At 61.1% G+C, this 22,933-nt stretch carries 19 protein-coding genes; 11 read left to right on the forward strand and 8 right to left on the reverse strand.

The window, feature by feature from the left end; genetic code table 11:
• Positions 1–79: 79 nt before the first annotated feature.
• Entirely contained in the window at positions 80–682 is a 603-nt protein-coding gene (locus L4G42_RS24950) for a LysE family translocator (RefSeq protein ID WP_237254401.1), read from the reverse strand.
• A 54-nt stretch (positions 683–736) separates the two neighbouring features.
• The gene (locus L4G42_RS24955) at positions 737–1,573 is read right to left on the reverse strand and encodes an AraC family transcriptional regulator (RefSeq protein ID WP_237254400.1); all 837 of its coding nucleotides are present in this window, start codon (positions 1,571–1,573) and stop codon (positions 737–739) included.
• Between the two features lie 438 nt (positions 1,574–2,011).
• Here L4G42_RS24955 and L4G42_RS24960 point away from each other — a divergent pair, with 438 nt between their 5' ends.
• From L4G42_RS24960 to L4G42_RS24985, 6 genes are all read left to right on the forward strand, one after another.
• Positions 2,012–2,365 carry a hypothetical protein gene (locus tag L4G42_RS24960; RefSeq protein WP_237254399.1) on the forward strand — a complete coding sequence of 118 codons (354 nt, stop codon included), beginning with the start codon at positions 2,012–2,014 and terminating at the stop codon, positions 2,363–2,365.
• Positions 2,366–2,406: 41 nt separating this feature from the next.
• Positions 2,407–3,573 carry a PQQ-dependent sugar dehydrogenase gene (locus L4G42_RS24965; protein WP_237254398.1) on the forward strand — a complete coding sequence of 389 codons (1,167 nt, stop codon included), beginning with the start codon at positions 2,407–2,409 and terminating at the stop codon, positions 3,571–3,573.
• 808 nt (positions 3,574–4,381) lie between these two features.
• Positions 4,382–6,553 (forward strand): TonB-dependent siderophore receptor, encoded by a 2,172-nt coding sequence (locus L4G42_RS24970; protein ID WP_237260019.1) that lies wholly within the window; start codon positions 4,382–4,384, stop codon positions 6,551–6,553.
• Between the two features lie 115 nt (positions 6,554–6,668).
• Positions 6,669–7,988 (forward strand): MFS transporter, encoded by a 1,320-nt coding sequence (locus L4G42_RS24975; RefSeq protein WP_237254396.1) that lies wholly within the window; start codon positions 6,669–6,671, stop codon positions 7,986–7,988.
• Between the two features lie 391 nt (positions 7,989–8,379).
• A complete protein-coding gene (locus L4G42_RS24980; RefSeq protein ID WP_237254395.1) occupies positions 8,380–8,652 on the forward strand; it encodes a LuxR C-terminal-related transcriptional regulator in 273 nt (90 codons plus the stop codon).
• Between the two features lie 187 nt (positions 8,653–8,839).
• Positions 8,840–9,559 (forward strand): hypothetical protein, encoded by a 720-nt coding sequence (locus tag L4G42_RS24985; RefSeq protein ID WP_237254394.1) that lies wholly within the window; start codon positions 8,840–8,842, stop codon positions 9,557–9,559.
• Between the two features lie 32 nt (positions 9,560–9,591).
• On the opposite strand, the gene L4G42_RS24990 is transcribed toward L4G42_RS24985, so the two are convergent.
• Positions 9,592–10,671 carry a diguanylate cyclase gene (locus L4G42_RS24990; RefSeq protein WP_237254393.1) on the reverse strand — a complete coding sequence of 360 codons (1,080 nt, stop codon included), beginning with the start codon at positions 10,669–10,671 and terminating at the stop codon, positions 9,592–9,594.
• Positions 10,672–10,976: 305 nt separating this feature from the next.
• Between L4G42_RS24990 and L4G42_RS24995 the strand changes: the two genes are divergently transcribed.
• Positions 10,977–11,612 (forward strand): LysE family translocator, encoded by a 636-nt coding sequence (locus L4G42_RS24995; protein ID WP_237254392.1) that lies wholly within the window; start codon positions 10,977–10,979, stop codon positions 11,610–11,612.
• 105 nt (positions 11,613–11,717) lie between these two features.
• Entirely contained in the window at positions 11,718–12,887 is a 1,170-nt protein-coding gene (locus L4G42_RS25000) for a hypothetical protein (protein ID WP_237254391.1), read from the forward strand.
• 94 nt (positions 12,888–12,981) lie between these two features.
• Here L4G42_RS25000 and L4G42_RS25005 read toward each other — a convergent pair whose 3' ends face one another.
• Positions 12,982–13,566 (reverse strand): DcrB/PsbP domain-containing protein, encoded by a 585-nt coding sequence (locus L4G42_RS25005; RefSeq protein ID WP_237254390.1) that lies wholly within the window; start codon positions 13,564–13,566, stop codon positions 12,982–12,984.
• A 394-nt stretch (positions 13,567–13,960) separates the two neighbouring features.
• On the opposite strand from L4G42_RS25005, the gene L4G42_RS25010 reads away from it, so the two are divergent.
• On the forward strand, positions 13,961–15,637 hold the full coding sequence (locus L4G42_RS25010) for an NAD-dependent malic enzyme (RefSeq protein WP_237260020.1): 1,677 nt from the start codon (positions 13,961–13,963) through the stop codon (positions 15,635–15,637).
• A gap of 64 nt (positions 15,638–15,701) precedes the next feature.
• On the opposite strand, the gene L4G42_RS25015 is transcribed toward L4G42_RS25010, so the two are convergent.
• The 3 genes from L4G42_RS25015 to L4G42_RS25025 all read right to left on the reverse strand — a co-directional run bounded on the left by L4G42_RS25015 (position 15,702) and on the right by L4G42_RS25025 (position 19,181).
• Complete coding sequence (locus tag L4G42_RS25015; RefSeq protein WP_237260021.1) at positions 15,702–16,466, reverse strand: 2-keto-4-pentenoate hydratase; 765 nt, start codon at positions 16,464–16,466, stop codon at positions 15,702–15,704.
• 91 nt (positions 16,467–16,557) lie between these two features.
• Complete coding sequence (locus tag L4G42_RS25020) at positions 16,558–17,856, reverse strand: MFS transporter (protein ID WP_237254387.1); 1,299 nt, start codon at positions 17,854–17,856, stop codon at positions 16,558–16,560.
• 113 nt (positions 17,857–17,969) lie between these two features.
• Entirely contained in the window at positions 17,970–19,181 is a 1,212-nt protein-coding gene (locus L4G42_RS25025) for a pyridoxal-phosphate-dependent aminotransferase family protein (protein ID WP_237254386.1), read from the reverse strand.
• Positions 19,182–19,343: 162 nt separating this feature from the next.
• Between L4G42_RS25025 and L4G42_RS25030 the strand changes: the two genes are divergently transcribed.
• Together L4G42_RS25030 and L4G42_RS25035 are read left to right on the forward strand one after the other, a co-directional pair.
• On the forward strand, positions 19,344–20,069 hold the full coding sequence (locus tag L4G42_RS25030) for a GntR family transcriptional regulator (RefSeq protein WP_237260022.1): 726 nt from the start codon (positions 19,344–19,346) through the stop codon (positions 20,067–20,069).
• Between the two features lie 25 nt (positions 20,070–20,094).
• Entirely contained in the window at positions 20,095–21,348 is a 1,254-nt protein-coding gene (locus L4G42_RS25035) for a glycine hydroxymethyltransferase (RefSeq protein WP_237260023.1), read from the forward strand.
• Positions 21,349–21,838: 490 nt separating this feature from the next.
• Here the strand turns inward: L4G42_RS25035 and L4G42_RS25040 are convergent, their stop codons facing one another.
• The gene (locus L4G42_RS25040) at positions 21,839–22,819 is read right to left on the reverse strand and encodes a restriction endonuclease (RefSeq protein WP_237254383.1); all 981 of its coding nucleotides are present in this window, start codon (positions 22,817–22,819) and stop codon (positions 21,839–21,841) included.
• Positions 22,820–22,933 lie beyond the last annotated feature (114 nt).

The following is a 22,933-nucleotide window of genomic DNA, read 5'->3' on the forward strand; positions in this document are numbered from 1 at the left end:
AGCCATCGTCAGTCCGGATCAGGGAGTCAGCCCGCATTAAATCACGGCCAGTTGACCGAGCACTGTTGCGGCCCGCGCTTCACACCACCAACGTCAACCAAGCCGACACCAGCAACAACACCGCCATCGCCTGATTGAAGCGCTTCATGCTCTGCGCAGAACGGCAGAATTTCGCGGCGCTGACGCCCAGGTACGCCCAGGCACTCATGCACGGTATCGACACCAGGAAGAACGCCAGCGACAGCCACATTACCCGCAGCATACGGTCGGCGTCGGTGCCCGCGAACACGCTGACGACGGCCAGCGCCATCATCCAGGTTTTCGGGTTGACCAGTTGCAGGCTTGCCGCGCCCCACAGGCCCAGGGCCGGACCGCTGCGGGGTTGCGTCGGGTCGATCGCTTCGGCGGGCGCGCTGAAGATCTGCCACGCCAGCCAGGTCAGCCAGGCGATGCCGACCCATGACATGAGCGTTTGCACCTGCCGATGCCGCGTCAGCACATCGCCCAGCCCGGTGCCGACCACCAGCACCAGCAACGCGGCACCGGCGCAGGCTCCGAGGACAATCGGCAGCGTGCGGAGCAGGCCATAGCGCGAGCTGTTGGTCAGCACCAGAATGTTCGTCGGCCCGGGCGTGATGGAAGCGACGAAGGCGAACAGCAAAAAGGGCAGGACGGTTTGCATAAGGCCACTCGGCGGTCATTGATCGTGGAGCAATGATCGACGCGCCGTGGGCGGTCAGTCTGGAACAATTGAGCAGCGTCGGCGGTAGTCCGCCGGGGCCATGCGATAGGCGCGCTGGAACCAGCGGCCCAGGTGGCTCTGATCCGCGAAACCCAGGGCAGCCGCGACGCTGACAGGCGCCTCGCCCCGCGCCAGCAGATGACGGGCGCGGGTCAGGCGCAGTTGGATCAGGTAGGCATGGGGCGCCAGGCCGAACGCGGCCTTGAACGCGCGGCTCAGGCGGAAACGGTCAACGCCGGTCACCTGCGCCAGATCGTCCAGGCCGATGTCCTGATGCAAATGGCTGTGCAGGTAATCACGTGCCCGTTGCGCCACCAGTGGCAGACGCGGATCGGGGCTGATCAGGGTGCGCCAGCGCAAGTGGCTGGTCAGATTGGCGAGCAGGTGGTCCAGCGCGGTCTGGCGCACAATGCGCAGCTCGTCGTGGTGCATCGCTTCGAAGGCGCTGGCCGTCGCGATGGCGAGGCGCGGGTCTTCCGCCAGTGTCGCCGCGAAGCTCAGTTGGGCGTTGTCCGGCGCTTCTTCAAACTGCGCCCGCAATTCCCGGTCCAGCCAGCGCGGGTCCAGGTACAACGTGCGGTAAGTGAAGCCGTCCGCTTCCGGGGCAGTCCCGTCGTGGATGTCGCCCGGCTCGAGCAGAAACACCTTGCCCGGCGTGCTGTTGTGCTGCTGTCGACGGCAATTGAACTGCTGCAGACCCTGTTCGGTGATGCCCACCAGATAACTGTCGTGCCAGTGCGGATCGTAGGCATGGCCCTCGAAATGCGCGCGCACCGTCTCGATGCCGGACACGGCGTCCTGCTTGAGCTCGATCCAGTTGCGGTCGGACATCGAGGGCCTCGCTGATTGGGCTGTGCAGGTTGGAAGTCTTGGGCGGTGCGGGTGGGCAGTCCGTTGCAGCTACGTTATCGCGCAGCTTACGGCAGGTCTGGAAGATTTGTGCAGCGGGCGACGAGGTGTCGTGTCCTGCCTCCCCATGCAGCCGCGCCGCACATGTGTAGGAGCGCGCTTGCCCGCGAACGCGGTGTGTCCGTGCCGAGGATGCAATCTGACCCAACGCCTTCGCGGGCAAGCGCGCTCCTACAGGGATTATGTGACCCTACGACATCGAATGGCCTGTCCAATCTGTCTCTTGCGCGATGCCCGCCGACTATTCTTGTTACAAACCGAAAGGTCCTACACGTTGCTCATCCACCGTCACAGCGCGAACCTACGCGCTCGATCGCCATCAAACACTGGAATCGTTACCCATCCCACAGAAGGTAAATGATGAACAGTTTTCCGCGACGCCTCGCCGTCGTCTTGCTCGGCGGGCTGTTGTCCGCTGGCCTGGCGCAGGCCGATGATCACACCGCGCACTCGCCGCCGCTGCTGGCGGCTGCCGGTTACCCGAGCCGCTCGATCAACGTTCCCGACAACGGCGCCGTGCGCCGCGCCAACCCCAACAGCCGTCAGGGCACCGAGTCCATCGCGCCGCGTGTCGGTGGCCCGAATCTCGGACCTAACTTCGGACCGGGCCAGACACGTCCGCCCACCCTTGAAAACGGTGGCATCGGCAATGGTTATCCGACCCGGCAACAACCCGCTCGGCCTGGCGGCGATGCCGAACGCCGCAGCAACTGAAACCACTGCCAGCATCCCGTCCATTTCACAAGGAATCGCCTATGTTGCGTACCAAAGCCCTGCGCAAGACCCTGTTAGCGACCTTATGCGCCTCCGCATTCCTGGGCTTGTCCGTGCAGGCGACTGCCGCGACCTACCAGAGCGAGAATGGCACGCTGACAGTCGATGAAGTCGTCGGCGGGCTGCAGCATCCGTGGGCGGTTGCGTTTTTGCCGAACTCTCAGGGCATGTTGGTCACCGAGCGTACGGGCAACCTGCGTCGGGTGACGCCTGACGGCAAATTGTCGGCGCCCATCTCCGGCGTGCCGAAGGTCTGGGTGCAAGGGCAGGGCGGTTTGCTGGATGTCGAGCTGTCGCCGGATTTCGCCAAGGACCGCATGGTGTACCTGACCTACTCCGAGGCCGCGAGCGACGGTAAAACCGGCGGCACTGCGGCGGGGCGCGCAAGGCTCTCGGAAGACATGACCCAACTGGAAGGCTTCACCCGTATCTTCCAGCAGCAGCCGAAACTGTCGGTGGGCAACCACTTCGGCTCGCGCATCGTCTTTGATCGAGACGGCTACATGTTCATCGCGCTGGGTGAAAACAACGACCGAGCCACGGCTCAGGACCTCGACAAGCTCCAGGGCAAGGTCGTGCGCCTGTACCCCGACGGCACCGTGCCCAAAGACAACCCCTTTGTCGGCCAGCAAAACGTGCGGCCGGAAATCTGGAGCTACGGTCACCGCAATCAACAGGGCGCCGCGCTCAACCCCTGGACCGGCACGCTGTGGACCAACGAGCACGGCCCGCGTGGTGGTGACGAAATCAACATCATCGAACGCGCCGGCAATTACGGCTGGCCGATCTCGACATTCGGCATCGACTACAGCGGCGAGCCGATTTCCGAGTCCAAGGGCAAGATAGTCGAAGGCGTGACAAACCCCTTCCACGTATGGGAGAAATCCCCGGGCGTCAGCGGCATGGCGTTCTACGACGCAAGCACGTTCAAGGCGTGGGACCACAACGTTTTCATCGGCGCGTTGGCGTCCGAGGAGCTGATCCGTCTGGAACTGAAGGACGACAAAGTCGTGCATGAAGAGCGTTTGCTGGGCGAGCTCAAGTCCCGCATTCGCGACGTGCGACAAGGGCCGGATGGGTACGTGTATGTGCTGACGGATGAGGATAACGGGAAGCTGCTGAAGGTGGGCTTGAAAGTGGAGCAGTAGCCCCGCTTTGAAATTATCGCGAAAACGCCTGGCTAACGGCATCTTGTAGGACCGGCTTCAGCCGGGAAGGGGCCGGTACATCCGACGCAGTTGTTTCGCCAATGCCGCAGCCTTCCCGGCTAAAGCCGGTCCCACAAAAGCTCGTCCCGCTCAAAAATGCTATGTCCGCCAGAAATGGACTGTGGGACCGGCTTCAGCCGGGAAGGGGCCGTTACATTCGACGCAGTTGTTTCGCCAATGCCGCAGTCTTCCCGGCTGAAGCCGGTCCTACAAAAGCTCGTCCCATTCGAAATTGCTATGTCGGCCAGAAATGGACTGTGGGACCGGCTTCAGCCTGGAAAAGGGCGGTACGTTTGGCTTACCGCTTCGTCAGTGACGCAGCCTTCCCGGCTAAAGCCGGTCCCACAAAAGCTCGTCCCGCTCAAAAATGCTATGTCCGCCAGAAATGGACTGTGGGACCGGCCTCAGCCGGGAAGGGCCGGTACATCAGACGCATTTGTTTCGTCTGTGCCGCAGCCTTCCCGGCTGAAGCCGGTCCTACAAAAGCTCGTTCCTTCAACAGCGCTATGTCGGCCAGAATGGACTGTGGGACCGGCTTTAGCCGGGAAGGGGCCAGTACATTCGACGCATCTCTCTCATCAGTGCCGCAGTCTTCCCGGCTGAAGCCGGTCCTGCAAGAATCACCTGCACACCGAATTCCACACCAATCCCGGTTGTAAAAACTCCGCGCAGAACGTAAAAGAGGCGCCGCTGAACTGGCCTGCGTATCTCGCTGCCCGACTGCCCATCACCAGGAATTCACCCGCCGATGATCACCTCGTCCCGTCCCGCTGCCGGTTTCACCCGTCGGCTGTTGCCGCTGAGTATCGCTTTCGCTTCGCCGTGGCTGGCGGCCCAGGACGCCGAGCCGGTGACGCTGGATGCGCTGCGGGTGACCGGGGAGCAGGAGTCGATCTATCAGGCGAGTGGCGCGTCGGTTGGCGGGTTCAGCGAAGCGCCGCTGCGCGATACGCCGGCGTCGATATCGGTGTTCACCGCCGAGCGGCTGAAGGACCAGCAGGCCAAGCTGCTCAGCGATGTCCTGCGCAACGATGCCTCGGTGGGCGACAGCTATGCGCCGGTGGGCTATTACGAGAATTTCGTCGTGCGCGGCTTCTCGCTGAACGCAGCCAACAGCTACCGCATCAACGGGCGCAGCATTACCGGCGAGCAGAATGTGGCGCTGGAAAACAAGGAACAGGTCGAGCTGCTCAAGGGGCTGTCGGGCCTGCAGAGCGGCGTGTCCGAGCCGGCGGGCGTGATCAATTACAAGACCAAACGCCCGGAAGACGTGCGCTCGGTGACCGTCTCGACCAACGAGCACGGCGAGCGCTACATCGCCACGGACGTCGGCGGCTGGTTTGGCAGCGAGAAGCAATTCGGCCTGCGCGCCAACGTTGCCCATGAGGACATTCGCTCTTACGTCGAGCACGCCAATGGCCAGCGCGATTTTGCCTCGCTGGCGTTCGACTGGAACATCAACGACCAATCCACCCTGCAGCTCGACGTCGAATACCAGACCAAAGAGCAGCGCTCGGTGCCGGGCTATCAGCTGCTGGGCGGCACCGAGCTGCCCCACGACGCTTCGCCGCGCAAATTGCTGGGCTATCAAAGTGGCTCGAACCCGGTGGGCATCGACTCGCTGAACATGACCGGCCGTTACGAATACCGCCTCAGCGACGACTGGAAAGCCAGCCTAAGCGCGTCACGCAGCCGCGTGGTCATCGACGACTACAGCGCTTTCGCCTACGGCTGCTATTACCAGAGCGACTGCCCTGCCGAGCCGTTGACCGGGCATTTCACGCCAAGCGGCGGTTACGACATCTACGATTTCCGCAGCCCGGACGACACGCGACGCAACGATGAAGTCGAAGCGTCGATGACCGGCCTGTTCGACACCGGCTGGCTCAAGCATGAGCTGACGTTCGGCAGCAGCGCGTTCCGGCGCACGGTCGACACCCGGCCGTATTTCAGCGAATACGTAGGTTCCGGCAACATTCACGAGACGCCGGACACCTTCGCACCGTCGGACCTGTCCGTGGGCCACACCGAACGGCGCCTGGACAGCCGCCAGTACGGGCTTTTCGCCACCGACCGCATCAGTTTCAACGAGCATTGGCAGACGGTGATCGGCGGGCGTGAAGTAAAGCTCGATGAAAAGGCCTACAACGAGGAGGGCAGCGAGAACCGTCACACCGAGCGCTCGATCTTCCTGCCCCAGGCCGCGCTGATCTACAAGCCGATCGACAACGTTTCGCTGTACACGAGCTACAGCAAAGGGCTGTCCCTGGGTGGAACGGCGTCGGTGTTCGACAGCAATATCGGGGAAATCCTCGCGCCGACGATCTCTCGTCAACTGGAAGCCGGGCTCAAATACGACTGGCGCCGCATGAGTTTCACCGCTGCCGTATTCCAGACCCGCCAGGCTTATCAGTATTCCAGACCCAACGACGACGGCAGCCTGACCTTCGTCCAGCAGGGCCAGCAGAAAAACACCGGCGTCGAGCTGAGCGCCAATGGCTACGTCACCTCGCAGCTGCAGGTGTCGGCCAGCGTCGCGGCCATTCGCGCGCGGGTTGAACACAGCGGCACCGCGGCTTACGAAGATCATCAGGCGATCAACGTGCCCAAATTCCGCAGCAGCCTGTCAGCCGATTACGCGTTGCCGATTCAAGGTTTGGCGCTGTTGGGTGGCGTGCAATACAGCTCCAGCAAGTTCGCCAACCGCGAAGGCTCGGTGAAAGTCGATGATTACGCGGTGTTCAACGCGGGCAGCCGCTACAGCACGAAAATCGAGGGCTACGACACGGTCTTGCGCCTGACCGTCGACAACCTCTTCGACAAGCGCTACTGGCGGGACGCGGGCGAATACCTGGGGGACGATTACCTGTTCCTCGGTGCACCGCGTACGGCGCGGGTTTCGGCGACGGTGAATTTTTAAATCAGCCGCTGAAACGCGTCAGCCGTCAGCGATCCGCCCGCAAGCCGTCAGCTTTGTTATCCTGCGCGCCTTTGTCGCACCCAAGTGCGTTTCAACCTGTGATTTGGGGTCTTTCATGACAGCCATTCTTCGACCACGCCCACAACCCATCAGCCGGGGAGACTACAAAACCCTTGGCTTGGCGGCACTGGGTGGGGCGCTGGAAATCTACGATTTCATCATTTTTGTATTTTTCGCCCTGACGCTCAGTCAGCTGTTCTTCCCGCCGGAAATGCCCGAGTGGCTGCGCCTGCTGCAAAGCTTCGGCATCTTCGTCACCGGCTACCTGGCGCGCCCGCTGGGCGGCATTCTGATGGCGCACTTCGCCGACAAGCTGGGTCGCAAGCGCGTGTTCAGCCTCAGCATCCTGATGATGGCGCTGCCCTGTCTGCTGATCGGCGTGATGCCGACCTATGCCGAAATCGGCTACTGGGCACCGCTCATCCTGCTGGCGCTGCGCATCCTTCAGGGTGCGGCGGTTGGTGGCGAAGTGCCGAGCGCCTGGGTGTTCGTCGCCGAGCATGCGCCGAAGGGCCATCGCGGTTATGCGCTGGGCGTTCTGCAAGCCGGGCTGACCTTCGGCTACCTTATCGGTGCACTGACAGCGACCTGGCTGGCGAAAGTGTTCAGCCACGCGGAAATCCTCGATTACGCGTGGCGCATACCGTTTCTGCTGGGCGGTGTCTTCGGCGTCATCGGCGTGTGGCTGCGACGCTGGCTCAGCGAGACGCCGGTGTTCATGGCGATGCACGCTCAACGGGCGGAGACGACTGAACTGCCGCTGCGCGCTGTCCTGCGCCAGCACCGGCAATCTCTGCTGCCAGCTGCGTTGCTGACCTGCGTGCTGACTTCCGCTGTTGTCACGCTGGTGGTCATCACGCCCACGGTGATGCAGCAGCGCTTCGGCATGAGCCCCAGCGACACGTTCGCCCTGAGCAGCGTTGGCATCGTTTTCCTCAACATCGGCTGCGTGTTGGCCGGCATGCTGGTCGATCGCATGGGCGCCTGGCGTGGCGTGGTGCTTTACAGCCTGTTGCTGCCTGTCGGCGTCGGCGTGCTCTACGCCAGTCTGGTCAGTCACTGGCTGCCGTTGAGCCTCGCTTATGCGGTTGCCGGCCTGGCCTGCGGGATTGTCGGCGTCGTGCCTTCGGTCATGGTCGGACTGTTCCCGGCGAACATTCGCGTCTCCGGCATCTCGCTGACCTACAACATCAGCTACGCGCTGTGGGCAAGCACCACGCCGCTGGCGCTGATCGCCTTGATGCCGTGGAGCCCATGGGTGTGCGTCGGCTATTGCGTGATCATGGGCGCGGTCGGTCTGGTGACGGCCATGTTCTTTGGCCTGCGCAAGGGCATGCAGGTCGATGATCCGCGGGTAGTGCAGGCTGGAAACTGAAAAGGGAGGGGCGCTGCAACGGCGCCCCTGTCTTCACTCGATGGCGCGAATCCAGTCCGTGCCGTTTCAAACGAATTGATCCGCTGTTTTGTAACAGATGATTGTAATTATCATTTGCAGTGTTTATTGTCCCTGTCTATACAACTGACCCGCTTTTATATACCCACACGGCCTGCATTTGGGTCGTGTTCGAATTGTTTGTCTGCGCGATTGAGTAGGGATGCTTCGCAAATATCTGTAGGAAAGTTTACTTGTTCTTGAACGGTTATTAGCCGGGCTTGACTGTGTGAATGCTTCAGGCGTTAAAACTTAAATATCAATAAGAACAATGTCGCGTCCCTGGCAGATGTAATGCCAGGGGTCGGCCAGTCGCGGAGACGGTTGAGGGCCAATGTTGGAAGAAGAACGCAAGCGTAAGCGGTTGAATAAAGTCACTCCCCGAGAGCAGGAAGTCCTGCTTCTGTTGCTGCAGGGGCATACCAACAAGGACATCGCGCAACGGCTGGGGATCAGTGATTACACGGCCCGCGACCACGTTTCAGCATTGCTGCGAAAGAACGAGGTGAGAAACCGAGCACAGCTCATTGCGCTGCACATCACAGCGCCGCGAAAGAAAAAACTGCTCACACCCCTACATCTGACGGATTGTTCCGTTGAGCGGTAAGTGCATAATTAACCCAATGTGATAACCAAACTTCTAATGCGTCGTCAGTGTGATTTGCTGTGGTGACGTTTGTTTCTCAATGCGCGGCTTTTTGAATCGCGACTTCGCTGTCAGTACTTTGATTTCTTCAATAAAAGTGCTCGCCATGGCGCACCCATAATAATGATGAATAATAAGGATGGAATTGATGACCATTCAAATCGCAACGTCTGAGCCCTTGAAGCAACAGCGCATCGATGCAAACTTCAATGTGGACGCCTCAACCGCGTTTCAGCAATTGGTCGATGAGCAAAGCCAACTGTCCCGAGGCCAGTTGAGCGAGCTGCACAATCAATGGCTCGGGCCTCATGGCGTGTTTGCCACCTTCAGCGCGGAGGTCGAGCGACTGGGGCGTCAGGCCCCCGCGCTGGATGACCTCTCCAGCCTGGGCAGCGCGGACCGTATGAACGAGGCCGAACGGGCGGTGGCCTTCGCGCTGGCGCAGAGCAACCGCCGGCGCGCGACCAACAACCCCTTCGGCTCACGCTCGCGTCAGGACCTGTGTTGCGTGGTGTTCAACGAGACCGGCGCATACACCCTGGCGGAGCGATACGCCGCGTACGAAGCCATGCGCCAGAGCGACTCGGATTTCTTCATCAAACTCATCGCCACCACCCGCGGCGTCACGGAGCGGCGCATCGTCTTTCGCGGCTTGCTCGAGCACTACGACCGGCTGCTGCCGATCGAAAAAAGCATTTACCCCGAGGCCTACCGCGACGTGCAGCAAACGCATCTGGACCGGGAAGAAGGGCTGTATGGGCCGCTGATATTGGGCGACAGCCTGCACAAGCTGCTGACACGCATGACGCCCCTTGATCTGCTCAAGCAGGTTCAGGTGCCAACCGACGCCATGGCCTGCAGCGAATAGCGAATCTTCCTGACCTCAATTACGTCGTTGACTCACCCCAGCGCCGCGCCCTCGCGCGTGCAAACCTTGCTGGATGGCTGCGCCGAAGTGACCCGATTGCGCCCGGCGCTTTTTGCGTCATACAGCGCCATGTCGGCTTCGTGCAGCCACAGGCCGGCGTCGGTCTGGTGCGTGCCGTACGCCGCGACGCCGATGCTCAGGCTCAGCTTGAGATCGGGGAGGGCCGAGTGGGCGTGGTCATGAACCGTGCGGCGCAGGCGTTCGAGTATCTCGATCGCCTGGGTCAGGGTGGTGTCGGGCAGGATGACGCAGAATTCGTCGCCGCCGTAACGGCCGGCCAGATCGGTCTGTCGCAGGCTGGCGGACAGCGCGTTGCTCAACTGCTTGAGCACGTTGTCGCCGGTGATGTGGCCGTAGGTGTCGTTGATGGCTTTGAAGTGATCGATGTCGATCAATGCCACGCTGTGCTGGCGATTGAGCGTCTGGCATTTATCGAATTCCAGCGCCAGTCGATCCTTCCACGCGCCGTGGTTCATGAGGCCGGTGAGGCTGTCGGTGGTGCTGAGTTTTTCCAGCGCTTTCTTGCTTCTGGACAGCTGCACGGCGACGCGATAACAGACCAGCCCGATGGCCATCGGGTAGATCACCAGCATGGGCAGGCAGGCGAATACCTGCAGCTGGGTGACGTGGGGGAACAACACCGGCAGGAACATCTTGTACGCCACCAGCGCTCCCGCTACCTGCGCCAGCGAACCCAGCACAAACAGACGCAAACCACCGGACGCGATGTTGTTCATCGCCATCATCGACAGCACCGTCACGGTGGGCAGCGGGCTGATTCCCATCGCTCCCGCCCAGAAGCCGCCGCCCAGAGAGTCGTAGATCAGGTTGCGGCGCTCGGCGGCGTATGGCTGATGTGAACGTTTGGCCAGTTGGTAGGCTATGTGCGGCCAGCCGTATCCGTGGACGATCATGGCGATCCACATCCAGATCGGCGGATGGGAAGGGTACAGCGCCGCTGCCACCGCGAAGAAGCCAATGCCCAGGCCAATGCTGCGCGGCAGGTACATGCGTCTGGCGAAGGAGAGACCTTTTTGCACCGAAGTGTTCATAGCGCTTCACCGGGTTATAACGCAGCATCCCGACTGCAACATTGGTCACGATCAACGCTCCGAGTGTCGCTCGCCGACGGCGATGCTGGGAAGAGCCTTTAGCCACTATTGGATAAATAATTCACGCCAGCTGTTGCTGAAGAGTGCGGGGATGCAGGTGCCGTTTGGATGAGTGACGGGTGTTGTCTGTCATGCCGTGTTTTTCGGCCATCTGTGTATAGACCGTTCCGCACAGGTTGGCTGAAATAGGGCTGCAATTCGGCGCGGTCCGAATGTGCATTCCGTCACGGCGGCAGGAGGCTCCGATGCCCGAACTCTCTAACCTCATCGCTTTTTCCCTCATCGCCCTCGGCATGGTGCTGACCCCAGGGCCGAACATGATTTACGTTATTTCGCGATCCATCTCACAAGGGCGCAAGGCGGGTCTGATCTCCCTCGGCGGCGTAGCGGTCGGCTTTATCTTCTACATGCTGTGCGCGGCGTTTGGCATCACCGGCCTGGTAATGGCGGTCCCCTATGCCTATGACACGCTGCGCATGGCGGGTGCCGTGTATTTGCTGTACCTCGCCTGGCAGGCCGTGAAACCGGGCGGTCGCTCGCCGTTTCAGGTCAAGGCACTGCCGCAGGACAGCAACCGGCAGCTGTTCCTGATGGGCCTGATGACCAACCTGTTCAATCCCAAAGTGGCGGTGCTCTACCTGTCGCTGTTGCCGCAGTTCATTACCCTCGGCAGCGGTATCAGCGTGCTCGGTCAGTCGCTCGTATTGGGCAGTGCGCAGATTCTGGTGAGCCTGAGCGTCAACGCCATCGTCGCTATGGCGGCGGGCTCCATCGCAGTGTTTCTGACGCAGAAGCCCGGTTGGGCGACGGTGCAGCGCTGGCTGATGGGCACGGTGTTGTTCGGGTTTGCGGTGCGAATGGCGGTTGAGGGCAGGCGGTGAGTGCGCGGTCACGCTGTGAGGAAAACACGGCTGGCCCTTGCCAGACGCTCCGCGATTCGCGAGATTACCGCCCCAGCTCGTTAGCATCATCACAAGGGACGTCTGATGCCTGTTTCTCTCTCCGTTTTGCGTATCACCTGCCTCACTGCGCTGATGGCGCCATTCACCCTGCACGCCGAGAATGCGGTCCATGTTCTGACAGGCACCTTGGGTAAATCGCCCATCGTCGTCGAGCTGGATCTCACCAGCGCCGAAGACGTGACGGGCCGGTATTTCTACGAGAAGTACCACAAGGACCTGCCGCTTTCCGGCACCTCGAAGGGCAATGATCTGACGCTCACTGAGGGCTTGAGCTACGACGACGAAGCCAAGTTGCCGAAGCTGGTCCTTCATAAAAATCCGGATGCGAGCTGGACCGGGGACTGGAGCAGCAAGGGCAAGTCCTACAAGGTGCAACTGGCCGAACACGCCATCACCGCACCGGATGCTTCCGCCGAACCGGGTTGGCAGGATATCTACAAACAGTCGGCGTACGACTACCTGCGGCTCACGCACCTGACGCTCAAGGCGGATAAAAAAGCCACGTTCATGGGCCACACGCTGCAGTGGTGGGCCGAGCCGGAGTCGGGCGTCTCGATGTTTGAAATCACGTCGGGTTACTCACCGGAGCAGGCCGCACGTATCAATCAGCAGTTGCGCTCGCGCTTGTGGCAGGAGGTTGTCAGCTACAACCAGTGCATGCTCAACGCCAGTCGCAACGGCGGTGATTTTGCCCAGACGGTCACGCCGCACTTGCTGACGCCCGGCATCGTCAGCCTGAGCGTCTTCACCGATTACGATTGCGGCGGCGCGCACCCGGACTTCGGCGACTCGCCGCTTAATCTGGATGCCAGCACCGGGAAGGCCTTAACGCTGGAAGATGTGGTGTGGGTCGGCAAGGGGGCGCCGTTTCACTACGAACGTGATGAAGAAGGTGGCACGAGTTTCGACACGTATTCGGACTATCGCGGCAAAGCCTTTGCCCCCTGGCTCGTCGATCAACTGAAGGCCGCGCACCCTGCAGACATGCAAGCGCCTGCTACCGAAGACGACTGCGACTATACCGACCCATCGGTCTGGGAATTTCCGTCGTGGTACTTCACCGAAAAAGGCATCGCTTTCGGCCCGTCCTTCGCCCGGGTGATGCGCGCGTGTGAAAGTCCCGAATGGTCGGTCTTGCCGTACAGCGTCATCAAAGCGCATCCGGGCGGGACCAAACTGACGTTGCCGGAGTAAATCACCTCTTGTGGCTGTCCACCGGCGTCTGACGAAGGTAGATCGGATATCGCTGCTTTTCCGGCTGCAATCGCTGCCGAAAGAGCAGCAACCCTCACTTCCCGCCGGTCACACCCTTCACCACCTCGGCATGGGCCTTGGCATCTTTCGCCAGGGAGATCACGTTCACCATCGCCGTGCGTTTACCGTAGGCCGCTGTAATCGTCGTGCTCAACACCCGGCCGCCGTCTACGCTGCCTGAGATATCCAGCTGACGCATGCCAAGGCCTTTTCGTACGATCTTCTTCTCGCCCAGCTTCTTGAAATCCTTGTAGCTCGACTGCTGCTGTTGCAGCGTGTCGGCGATGATGCCGTCGAGGGTTTGCTTGTCGTTGGCGCCGACCTTCTGGTCATTGGGCAACGGCGCTTCGGTGATGATCACCACGCGCTTGGCCGGCTTGTTCATGTACAGCGAGCCGGTCACGCCTGCGGCCCTGGCTTTGGCGTCGATCTCTTCCATCGGGCCTTTGACGTAGTCCTTCGGCAGGGTGAAGGCGAATTTGCCGCCGAGCATCGCGACTTTTTGCCCAGAAGGTTTCGGCGCGGGTTTGGCTTTGGTCGCGGCCTGCGCGCCGACCATGCCCAGGCATGCAGCCAAGGCGGTGCAGACCAGCAGGGTTCTTAAACTGAACAAGCGCATTCCGACCACTCCTGGGGATGATTCCTACATAGGTCCGGCATTTTGCCAGAGGGTGATGGCAGGTTGATAGTCGTGGGGGCGATGGTGTCAGTGGGACTCGCTAATGCCGGTCCCAGGGGCGAACGCGGTATTTACGTAGGACCGGCTTCAGCCGGGAACAGGCCAGTGTGTACGCCATAAGATTTGCAGCGTGACATCTGACGCCTTCCCGGCTAAAGCCGGTCCCACAGGGTATGCGGCATAAGCCAATTCCCTGGGTGTACGCGGTGTTTAGTGGGACCGGCTTCAGCCGGGAAAGCGCCCGTCCTGGCGCCTCAGATTTTCATCCACACGTTGGCTTTCCAGGCCAAAGGTGTACATTGAATTCAAAATACAATAAGCACAGGAGACAGACATGACCCATGCCACTGATCGCGCCTTGCAAGTCCCTTTCGCCGGTCCCACATTGTTGGGCACCCCACTTCTCAACAAAGGCACGGCGTTCAGCCTCGACGAGCGTGAAGCCCTGGCCCTGCAGGGCCTGCTCCCCGAACGCGTCGAAACCATCGAACAGCAGGCGAGCCGCGCCTATCACCAATACCAGGCCTGCACGACCGATCTGGACAAACATATCCTCCTGCGCTCGATCCAGGACTCGAACGAAACGCTGTTCTACCGCGTCGTCGACGACCATCTCGACGAGATGCTGCCGATCATCTACACCCCCACCGTCGGCAAAGTCTGCCAGGAATTTTCCCGCATCTACCGCAGCCATCGCGGCTTATTCATCAGCATCGCCGACAAAGACCGCATCGACGAAATCCTCAACAACGTCACCAAAGACAACGTCAAAGTCATCGTCGTCAGTGACTGCGAGCGCATTCTCGGCCTCGGCGATCAGGGCGTCGGCGGCATGGGCATTCCCATCGGCAAATTGTCGTTGTACACCGCGTGCGGTGGCATCAGCCCGGCTTACACACTCCCGGTGGTGCTCGACGTGGGCACCAACAATCCGGCGCTGCTGGCGGATCCGCTGTACTTCGGCCGCGGGCAGGAGCGTGTTCGCGGCGCTGAATATGATGCGTTCGTGCAGGCATTCGTGGAGGGCGTCCAGCGTCGTTGGCCGGAAGCCATTCTGCAGTTCGAAGACTTCGCGCTGACCAATGCCATGCCGCTGCTGGCGCGCTTTCGCGATCAGCTTTGCTGCTTCAACGACGACATTCAGGGCACTGCCGCAGTCACCGTCGGCACGCTGCTGGCCGCCTGCAAGATGAAGGGCCAGCGCTTGTCCGATCAGACAGTCGCGTTTGTAGGCGCCGGGTCAGCGGGTTGTGGGATCGCCGAGCAGATCATCGCCGCCATGCAGCTCGAAGGATTGAGCGAAGACCAGGCCCGCAGTCAGGTGTTTCTGCTGAACAGCAAAGGCCTGCTCACCGATCGCCAGCCGGACCTCTACGACTTCCAACAGCGCCTGGCCCATTCCAGCGAATCGTTGAAAGACTGGGACTTCAGCGCCGACTGGCCCTCGTTGCATGAGGTGGTCAGCAACGCCAAACCCACCGTGCTGATTGGCGTGTCGGGCAAGGCCGGACTGTTCACCCAGCAGATCGTCGAGACCATGCACAGCCACTGCCCGCAGCCGATCATCATGCCGCTCTCTAACCCGACCTCGCAGATCGAAGCGCACCCCAAGGACATTCTGCAATGGACCGACGGGCAAGCGCTGGTGGCCACGGGCAGTCCGTTCCTGCCCATTGAGGTGCTTGGCAAAACCTTTCCTATCGCGCAGTGCAATAACTCCTACATCTTCCCCGGCATTGGCCTTGGCGCTATTGCCAGCAAAGCCACCCGCGTCACCGACGGCATGCTGATGGCGTCGGCACAGGCGCTGGCTGAGTGCGCGGCGGCAGGGCAGATGCTGCCGCCGTTGCGGGATGTTCAGGCGGTCAGCAAGCGCATCGCGTTCGCTGTCGGCATGGCGGCCCAGCGCGACAGTGTGGCGCCGCCGCAATCGGAAGAAGCCTTGTCAGCGGCCATCGAGAAAGACTTCTGGCAGCCGGTTTACCGGTCGTATGTCCGTCGTCCTGACTAAAAGCTTCACAGCAAAAAAGAACCCGCCAAATCGGCGGGTTTTTTCTATGACACCGGTTGCAGGATCAAGCCAGCGTGAGAGATACAGGCGGCAGCCCATTGATCTGCCCCAGCACCTCAGCCATGCCCTGGGCGAAGTGCATGCCGGTGTAAGACCCCGTGGTGATCACGAAGTCTTCGGGCAACGGCAGTCCATTAAGGGTGTGATGGTTGACCAGCCACGGCAACAGCCGACGCGGATCGCCTGCCGGATTGGCGACTTTCGACGGCACAATGCTCTCGCCATTCACCGTGAACGAAAGCGTCGGTTCAACGAAGGGAAAGGACGCATCGTAGGGTACAAAATCACCCACCACCAAGGCACCGTGGTTCAGCAAGTCGGCCAATTGCGTCAGCGGCTCGATCTTCGGCCAGGCCGCAAACCGGCTGGAGACGACCTCGATGGTCGCCGCCATTTCGCCGATGTTCGCCATCACTTCCTCGTCGCTGTACGCCTCATCCCGCGGGCTGAAGTTGCGGTTGAAACGGAAGGCGATTTCCAGCTCCAGACCCACTGGCGGATAGACGCTGCGGTCCAGTGTGCCAGTCGACGGGAACAGGCAGTCGCGGGGCAGCGGCGAGCCCTGAATCGGCCCGTCCGTGGACTTCGAACCGATCTTCCAGCCGCCCGCCTCAACGCCACGCAAGCGCAGGATTTTCTGTTGGGTGAGGTACGCCGCGTCGCGGTCTGTCGGGTTCAGGTCGAATTCCAGCTCGCCTAACAGGCTGCGCTTGTTCTGCGCATCGACAATCAGTTGCGCCAGGCGCGAGGGTTGGGTGGCAGTGTCCAAAAGGGTGCTCCGTTGAAGTGGCTCGATTGCAGGTGCCGGGCTGAAGCTTTATGGATCAGAACGCCGCCCGAAGGCGGCTCCCGTTGTGGCTTTATTTACTGACCACCGGCGCCGGTTCCGCACTCGGTGTCAGCGGCGCAGCCGGCTGCCCATAGTCAAACTTGTTCTGCGGCTTCATGCGGAACGACAGCACGACGCCAATCGCCAGTAGAACAATGCTGACCAGAAACGGCAGCTGCCAGTTGCCAAACTTGTCGATCAACAGACCGGCGGCCACCGGGCTGACGATGGCGGCCATGGCCGATCCGGTGTTCATCATGCCGCTCGCGGTGCCGCAATGGTCGGGCGCGATGTCCATCGGAATTGCCCACATCGGGCCGATGGTCATCTCGGAGAAGAAAAACCCGATCGCCAGGCAGGCCAGGGAAATGTGCATGTCCTTGGTGAACATCAACGGCACCAGCGACAGCAGCGTCAGCCCCAGACACACGGCAACCATCAGGCTGCGCGCCTTGTTCAGATCCTTGGTGCGCGCATAAATGCGGTCGCTGACAATGCCGCCCAGGGTGTCGCCGACCACGCCGCCGAAGAACACGGTAGACGCGAAAATCGCCGTGCCCTTCAAATCCAGGCCCATGTTCATGAAGTACATCGGCACCCAACTGAGCAGCAGCCACAGCGTCCAGCCGTAGCAGAAGTAAACGATCGTGACAGGGGCCATGCGCTTGAACAGGCGTCCCCATGGCAGCACGACGGTAGACTTAACTTTCGGCGGCGGCAGGGTGTCCAGTTCCTGTTTCGAGATGCGCGGGTGGTCTTTCGGGTGCTCGGTGAACACCGCCATCCACAAGATGACCCAGACGAAGCTGGTGGCCGCGCAGACATAAAACGATTCGCGCCAGCCGTACGTGGCCATCACCGCAATCATCGCTGCCGGCGCCAACGCATTACCGAGACGGGCGAAGGCGTGAGTGATGCCTTGGGCGAAACCGCGTTTTTCCTTGGGGATCCAGCGTGACATTGCGGCCGTTGCAGCCGGGAAGGTGGCGCCCTCACCTAGGCCGAGGAGGATCCGCGCGACGATCAGCGAGACGAAGCCGCCGGCCAGACCGGTCAGCACCGTGGCGCTGGCCCAGATCAATCCGCACACCACCAGTGTTCGCTTGGCGCCGAATCGGTCGCTGACCCAGCCGCCGATGATTTGGAAGATCAGGTAGGGATAAGCGAAGGCGGAGAAGACGATGCCGATCTCGGTTTTGCTCAGGTTGAACTCTTTACCGAAACCGACCGCGGCGGTGCTGACATTGACACGGTCCAGGTACGTAATGAAATACATGGCGCACAGCATGAACAGCACCACCGTGGTGGGGCGCAGACGTAAAAACTTCATGTGCTATCTCCAGTTTCTTATTGTGTTCGCTGACAACGCGATGATTCGGGATAGTGAGATGTGTCAAACAAAGCTGCGGGTGTGCCGCAGCTGGGCGGGGCGGGGCCTACGCGTCAGCCGCGTCGCAGCGGCACTGATTGCCCTCCCAGGTAATCCATCGCGGCCAGAACACCGCTGGACTGAAGTTTTACGCCCGCCATTTGCAGGCCCATTTCGCAGCCGGTCAGGGTGGCCATCAGCATCAGGTCGTTACAGTCGCCCAAGTGGCCAATGCGGAACATGCGGCCTTTCATCTTGCCCAGGCCGGTGCCCAGGGACATGTCGAAGCGCTCGTAAATGGTCTTGCGCACCTGGTCGGCATCGATGCCTTCAGGCGTCATCACGCCGGTGAGTACGGGGCTGTAAACGCTCGGGTCGGCGCACTGGATTTCCAGACCCCAGGCCGTCACGGCGGTGCGGCAGGCCTTTGCCAGACGTTTATGACGGGTGAACACGTTTTCCAGGCCTTCGCCCAGGATCATGTCCAGCGCTTCGGACAATCCGTACAACAAGTTGGTGTTCGGCGTGTACGGCCAGTAACCGGTCTTGTTCATTTCAATGATTTCGTCCCACGCCCAGAAACTGCGCGGCAGACCGGCGCGCTTGCTGGCCTCGATGGCTTTGGGCGACAACGCGTTGAAGCTGATGCCCGGCGGCAGCATCAGGCCCTTCTGCGAGCCGGACACCGTCACGTCCACGCCCCACTCATCATGACGATAGTCGGCGGAGGCCAGGCCGGAGATGGTGTCGACCAGCAGCAGGGCAGGGTGGTCCGCCGCATCAATGGCCTTGCGCACCGAAGCGATGTCCGAGGTCACGCCGGTGCTGGTCTCGTTGTGCACGACACAGACGGCCTTGATGCGATGCGCGCCATCTGCCCGCAAATGGTCTTCGATCATTTGCGCATCCACGCCGCCGCGCCAGCCTTCAATACCGGGCCGACCGATGAACTGCGGCTTGAGGCCGAGACTCAGCGCCATCTTCTGCCACAGCGTCGCGAAATGGCCGGTCTCGAACATCAACACTTCGTCGCCCGAACTCAGGGTGTTGCACAGCGCCGCTTCCCAGGCACCGGTGCCCGATGCGGGATAAATCACCACCGGATGCACGGTCTTGAAGATCTGCTTGATGCCTTCGAGCACCTTGAGCCCCAGCTCGCCGAACTCCGGGCCGCGGTGGTCAATGGTGGGGTAACTCATCGCGCGAAGGATGCGATCCGGCACCGGGCTAGGCCCCGGAATCTGCAGAAAATGGCGGCCGGCAGGATGGAAATCGAGCTTCAGCATCGGTGTCTCCTTGTTTTTTTATAATTTGGTATTTTGAATTCAAAATTAACTTAGCACAGGGCAATGCTGTGTCAAACGGCCTAATTACGCTAATCTTCCCAGTGAACTGGAGCATTTTCGAATAAGGACTCGGTGCCAGAGCGGGTCCGATAAGGATTTTGTATGCAAAATTTTGAACAAATAACCGACCAACCGGCCGCCCTACTGATCCCCAAGGTCGAACGCCAGCGCCTGCACGACATCGTCATCGATCACCTGCGCGGCTTCATTACTGAAGGCGTGCTCGCACCCGGCACCAAGCTCAATGAGCGCGAGCTGTGCGAAACCCTCGGCATCTCCCGCACGCCGTTGCGCGAAGCGTTGAAGGTACTGGCCGTGGAAGGGCTGATCGAAATCAACCCGAACCGTGGTGCCAGCGTCGCGCGCATGTCGGAGCTCGAGATCCGCGAAACCTTCGAACTGATGAGCGGCATAGAGGCCTTCGCCGGGGAGCTGGCCTGTGAACGCATCACCGCTCAGGAGATTGAAGAGATAAAGGCGCTGCACTACGCCATGGTGGTCAGCAAAAACCAGAACGACCTGCCGGGTTACTACCAGCGCAACCGCGCCATCCACGACCTGATCAACCTGGCCGCACGCAACTCGGCGCTGCGCCAGGTCTACCTGTCGCTGAACCGGCGCATCCACGCCTTACGCTTTCTCTCCAATCATCAGGCCCCGAAATGGGATCGCGCCCTGCACGACCACGAAGAAATGATCGAAGCCCTGCAAGCCCGGGACGGCAAGCGCCTGAGCAGCATCCTGCGCCACCACCTGCTGGAAAAGCGCGATGCCCTGATGCTGCTGGTCAGGGATGAGTCCGAGCACCCGGATTCGATTCGTCGATGATTCGTCATTAAGGAAGCTGCCGACCATGCCGCGTGATCTCGATGCCTTGCTCGCCGCCTGCGCCGACCGATTGCCGCAACTGGAAACCCAGCGCCTGATGCTCTATGCCGGCGCCAACCTCCCCAGCGCCCGCGCCATGGCCGCCTACAACCCTGCGCTCAGCGCCTACCCGGCGATGGGCCCCACCGGCCACAAAGAACAGCCGGACACCGAACTGGTCAGCGAGCTTGAAACCTTCACCAGCCACGCCGCCATGACCCTGTTCGGCGCGGCATGGACCGAAGTCCGCTTGGCCAGTTGCACCCTGGCCAACCTGGCCATCTTCCACGCCTACTGCCGACCAGGCGACAAGGTGCTGGCACCCGCTGCCGAGCACGGCGGGCATCTGAGCCACCGCCGTGGCGGCACCGCAGAATCGGCAGGTCTCATCGTTGAAGACTTGCCGTTCGACCGCCGCAACTGCCAGCTCGACGCAGCGCGCGCGGCAGAAATGATCACCCAAACACGCCCCAGGCTCGTCGTGCTCGGACGCAGCGTCATGATCAAGGCCGACGACATCGCCCCGGTGGTCAGCGCCGCCCGCGCGATCGGCGCCAAAACACTGTTCGACGCCTCCCACGTGCTGGGCCTGATCGCCGGCGGCACGTACCCCAACCCGTTTGACGTCGGCGTCGACCTCATCAGCAGCTCCACTTACAAAACCCTGCCCGGCCGCCCGCAAGGTTTGGTGCTGGGCCGCGACCCCGAGGACGCCCTGGCCCTGAGCGAGCTGCTCGACACCCGTCTGCTCGCCAACTACGACGCCGGCCGACTGCCCTCCCTGGCGGTCACCCTCACCGAAGCCCAGGCGAGTGGCCGCGAATACGCTGCCGGCATCGTCAGCAACAGCGCGGCTCTGCATCGCGCGCTGGTCGATGCCGGTTTGCCTGTCATAGGGGCTAATGGCAGCGAAGTGCACACCCATCAACTCTTGCTGCCGCTGTCACCTGATGCTGATCCGCGCGCGGTGATGCACGCGTTGCAAGCTCAGGGGATTCTCATCGGGACCTGCGTTGACCCTTCACGCGCGGGGCATCAGGCGTTGCGGCTGGGAACGCAATTCATCACCAGGCAAGGGATGGACGCGCTGGACATGACAGAGGTTGCGCGATTGCTGGGTGATGTTATGCATGTCGGCGCTTGCGGTCGGCTGCACGCTCGCCCGGTTACTGATACGGCGCAGATGGCAGATCGGATTCAGCAAATGCTGAGCAAAAAAAAGCCGCTGGGGAGCGGCTGAAGTTTGGAGCTTGGAGGCACCACGTCGGGAGCAACGACGTAGCGAACGACAGAAACAAAATGCTAAAAGCTGATCAGGCGTTTGACCTTCTCCGGCTTGGGTGTGGAGGTTCACCGTTCCCGCGCTGGGCGAGTTCGATGGGGTGAAGCCACTTTAGGAACGATGGGCCGCAGGGGCAAATGAAACCCGGGTAACTATTACTTAGCGAAAATGTTATGTGCGGGTAGGGCGTGGGGCGGGAACTTTCAGGGCTTCGTGGTGCTTCGCGGCACGGCGCTTGGTATGAGGACCGCCAGACAGTCCCTGCCGAGCACACATCCACTGTAGAAGCGCGCTTGCCCGCGAAAATCGTATCAGCACCTGAGTCGTCACTGACACACCGCCATCCCATAACGCCGCTAGAGTGTTTGCGCGGCGGGGGCTTGTTGGTGCGAGATTTGTGCGGAGCACGTCCAGGGGTTGGCCGACGTGCTCATCTGGTCTGGCGGCGTTACTTCGCGGTCATCGGCGCGAAAATCGCACGGATCCCACGGCATTTCGGATAAGCCACACAACCCCAGAAATTCCCGCCGGCGTTGGCGCCTGTTCTGGCGACACGTATCACCATGGCTTTGCGACAGTGCGGGCAGAGTGGTGCAGCAGGTTCAGGCTCGGCTTCTCGTGTGACGGGTGGCGTCGCGGTTGGAGCCGGCGCTTGAACGGGAATCGGAGCTGGATCTGGAGCGGGGCTTGCCGTAACGACAACCTCCGGCTCAACGATTGCTGGCTCGACACGCTCTGGCACCACCTCGACGGTTGGTTGTGGACCGGGCTTCTTCGCCTCGGCGATCCACTGTTTCAGCACTGTGCCGTCGACCAATTGCACGTTGCGACCTGCCGCAAAATCCCTCGCCGGTTTGGTGAACGTCCCACTGGTAACCACGAAACCGCCGACAGCGCCTTCAGCCGCCATCGCGCCATACAACTCCCGCACCACTGGCACACCCACCTGCACCGAACGCCACTGCTTGCACTGCACCACATACGTCTCGCCGTCCTTGCGCGCAATCAAATCGATGCCGCCGTCCGGGCCGTTTTTGCCTGTTTCTCGTACTGAGTAGCCGCGCCGACGTAGGGCTTCGCCTACCAGTAATTCGAATTCGTGCCAGGTGATGCCTAACAGTGGATTGCCTGTGGCAGTGGCGGCGGATTCTAGGAGATTGCGGCGTTTGCGGCGGCCGATGATTGAAGCGATGGCGCCGGCGGTGAGTATCAGGGGAATAAAGAATTGCCCGAACATGGCCATGCCTCTAAAGGCCGACGCGGAAACCATCTTGTCGAAATGGCGCGGATCTAGGTTTGTTGGGAGCGGAGCAATGGCCACCGAGTGCAGCCAGACTGCACACGCCACGGCGAGAACAACGCTGATCCACCAAGGTAGCTTGCTGGCGAGAAAAATGAGGGCTTCTAGATTGGAGGTTTTCTTGGCCATATCCGTGGTCTTTTCTGAGTCCGTTGTGGTGGAAATTTGGTGAGCGCTGCTGGACCTGTAGGAGTGAGCTTGCTCGCGATGAGGTGACGCTGATGAAAGGGTATCGGCTAGTTG

The sequence above is a fragment of the Pseudomonas petrae genome (genome assembly GCF_021728295.1).
GTDB lineage: Bacteria > Pseudomonadota > Gammaproteobacteria > Pseudomonadales > Pseudomonadaceae > Aquipseudomonas > Aquipseudomonas petrae.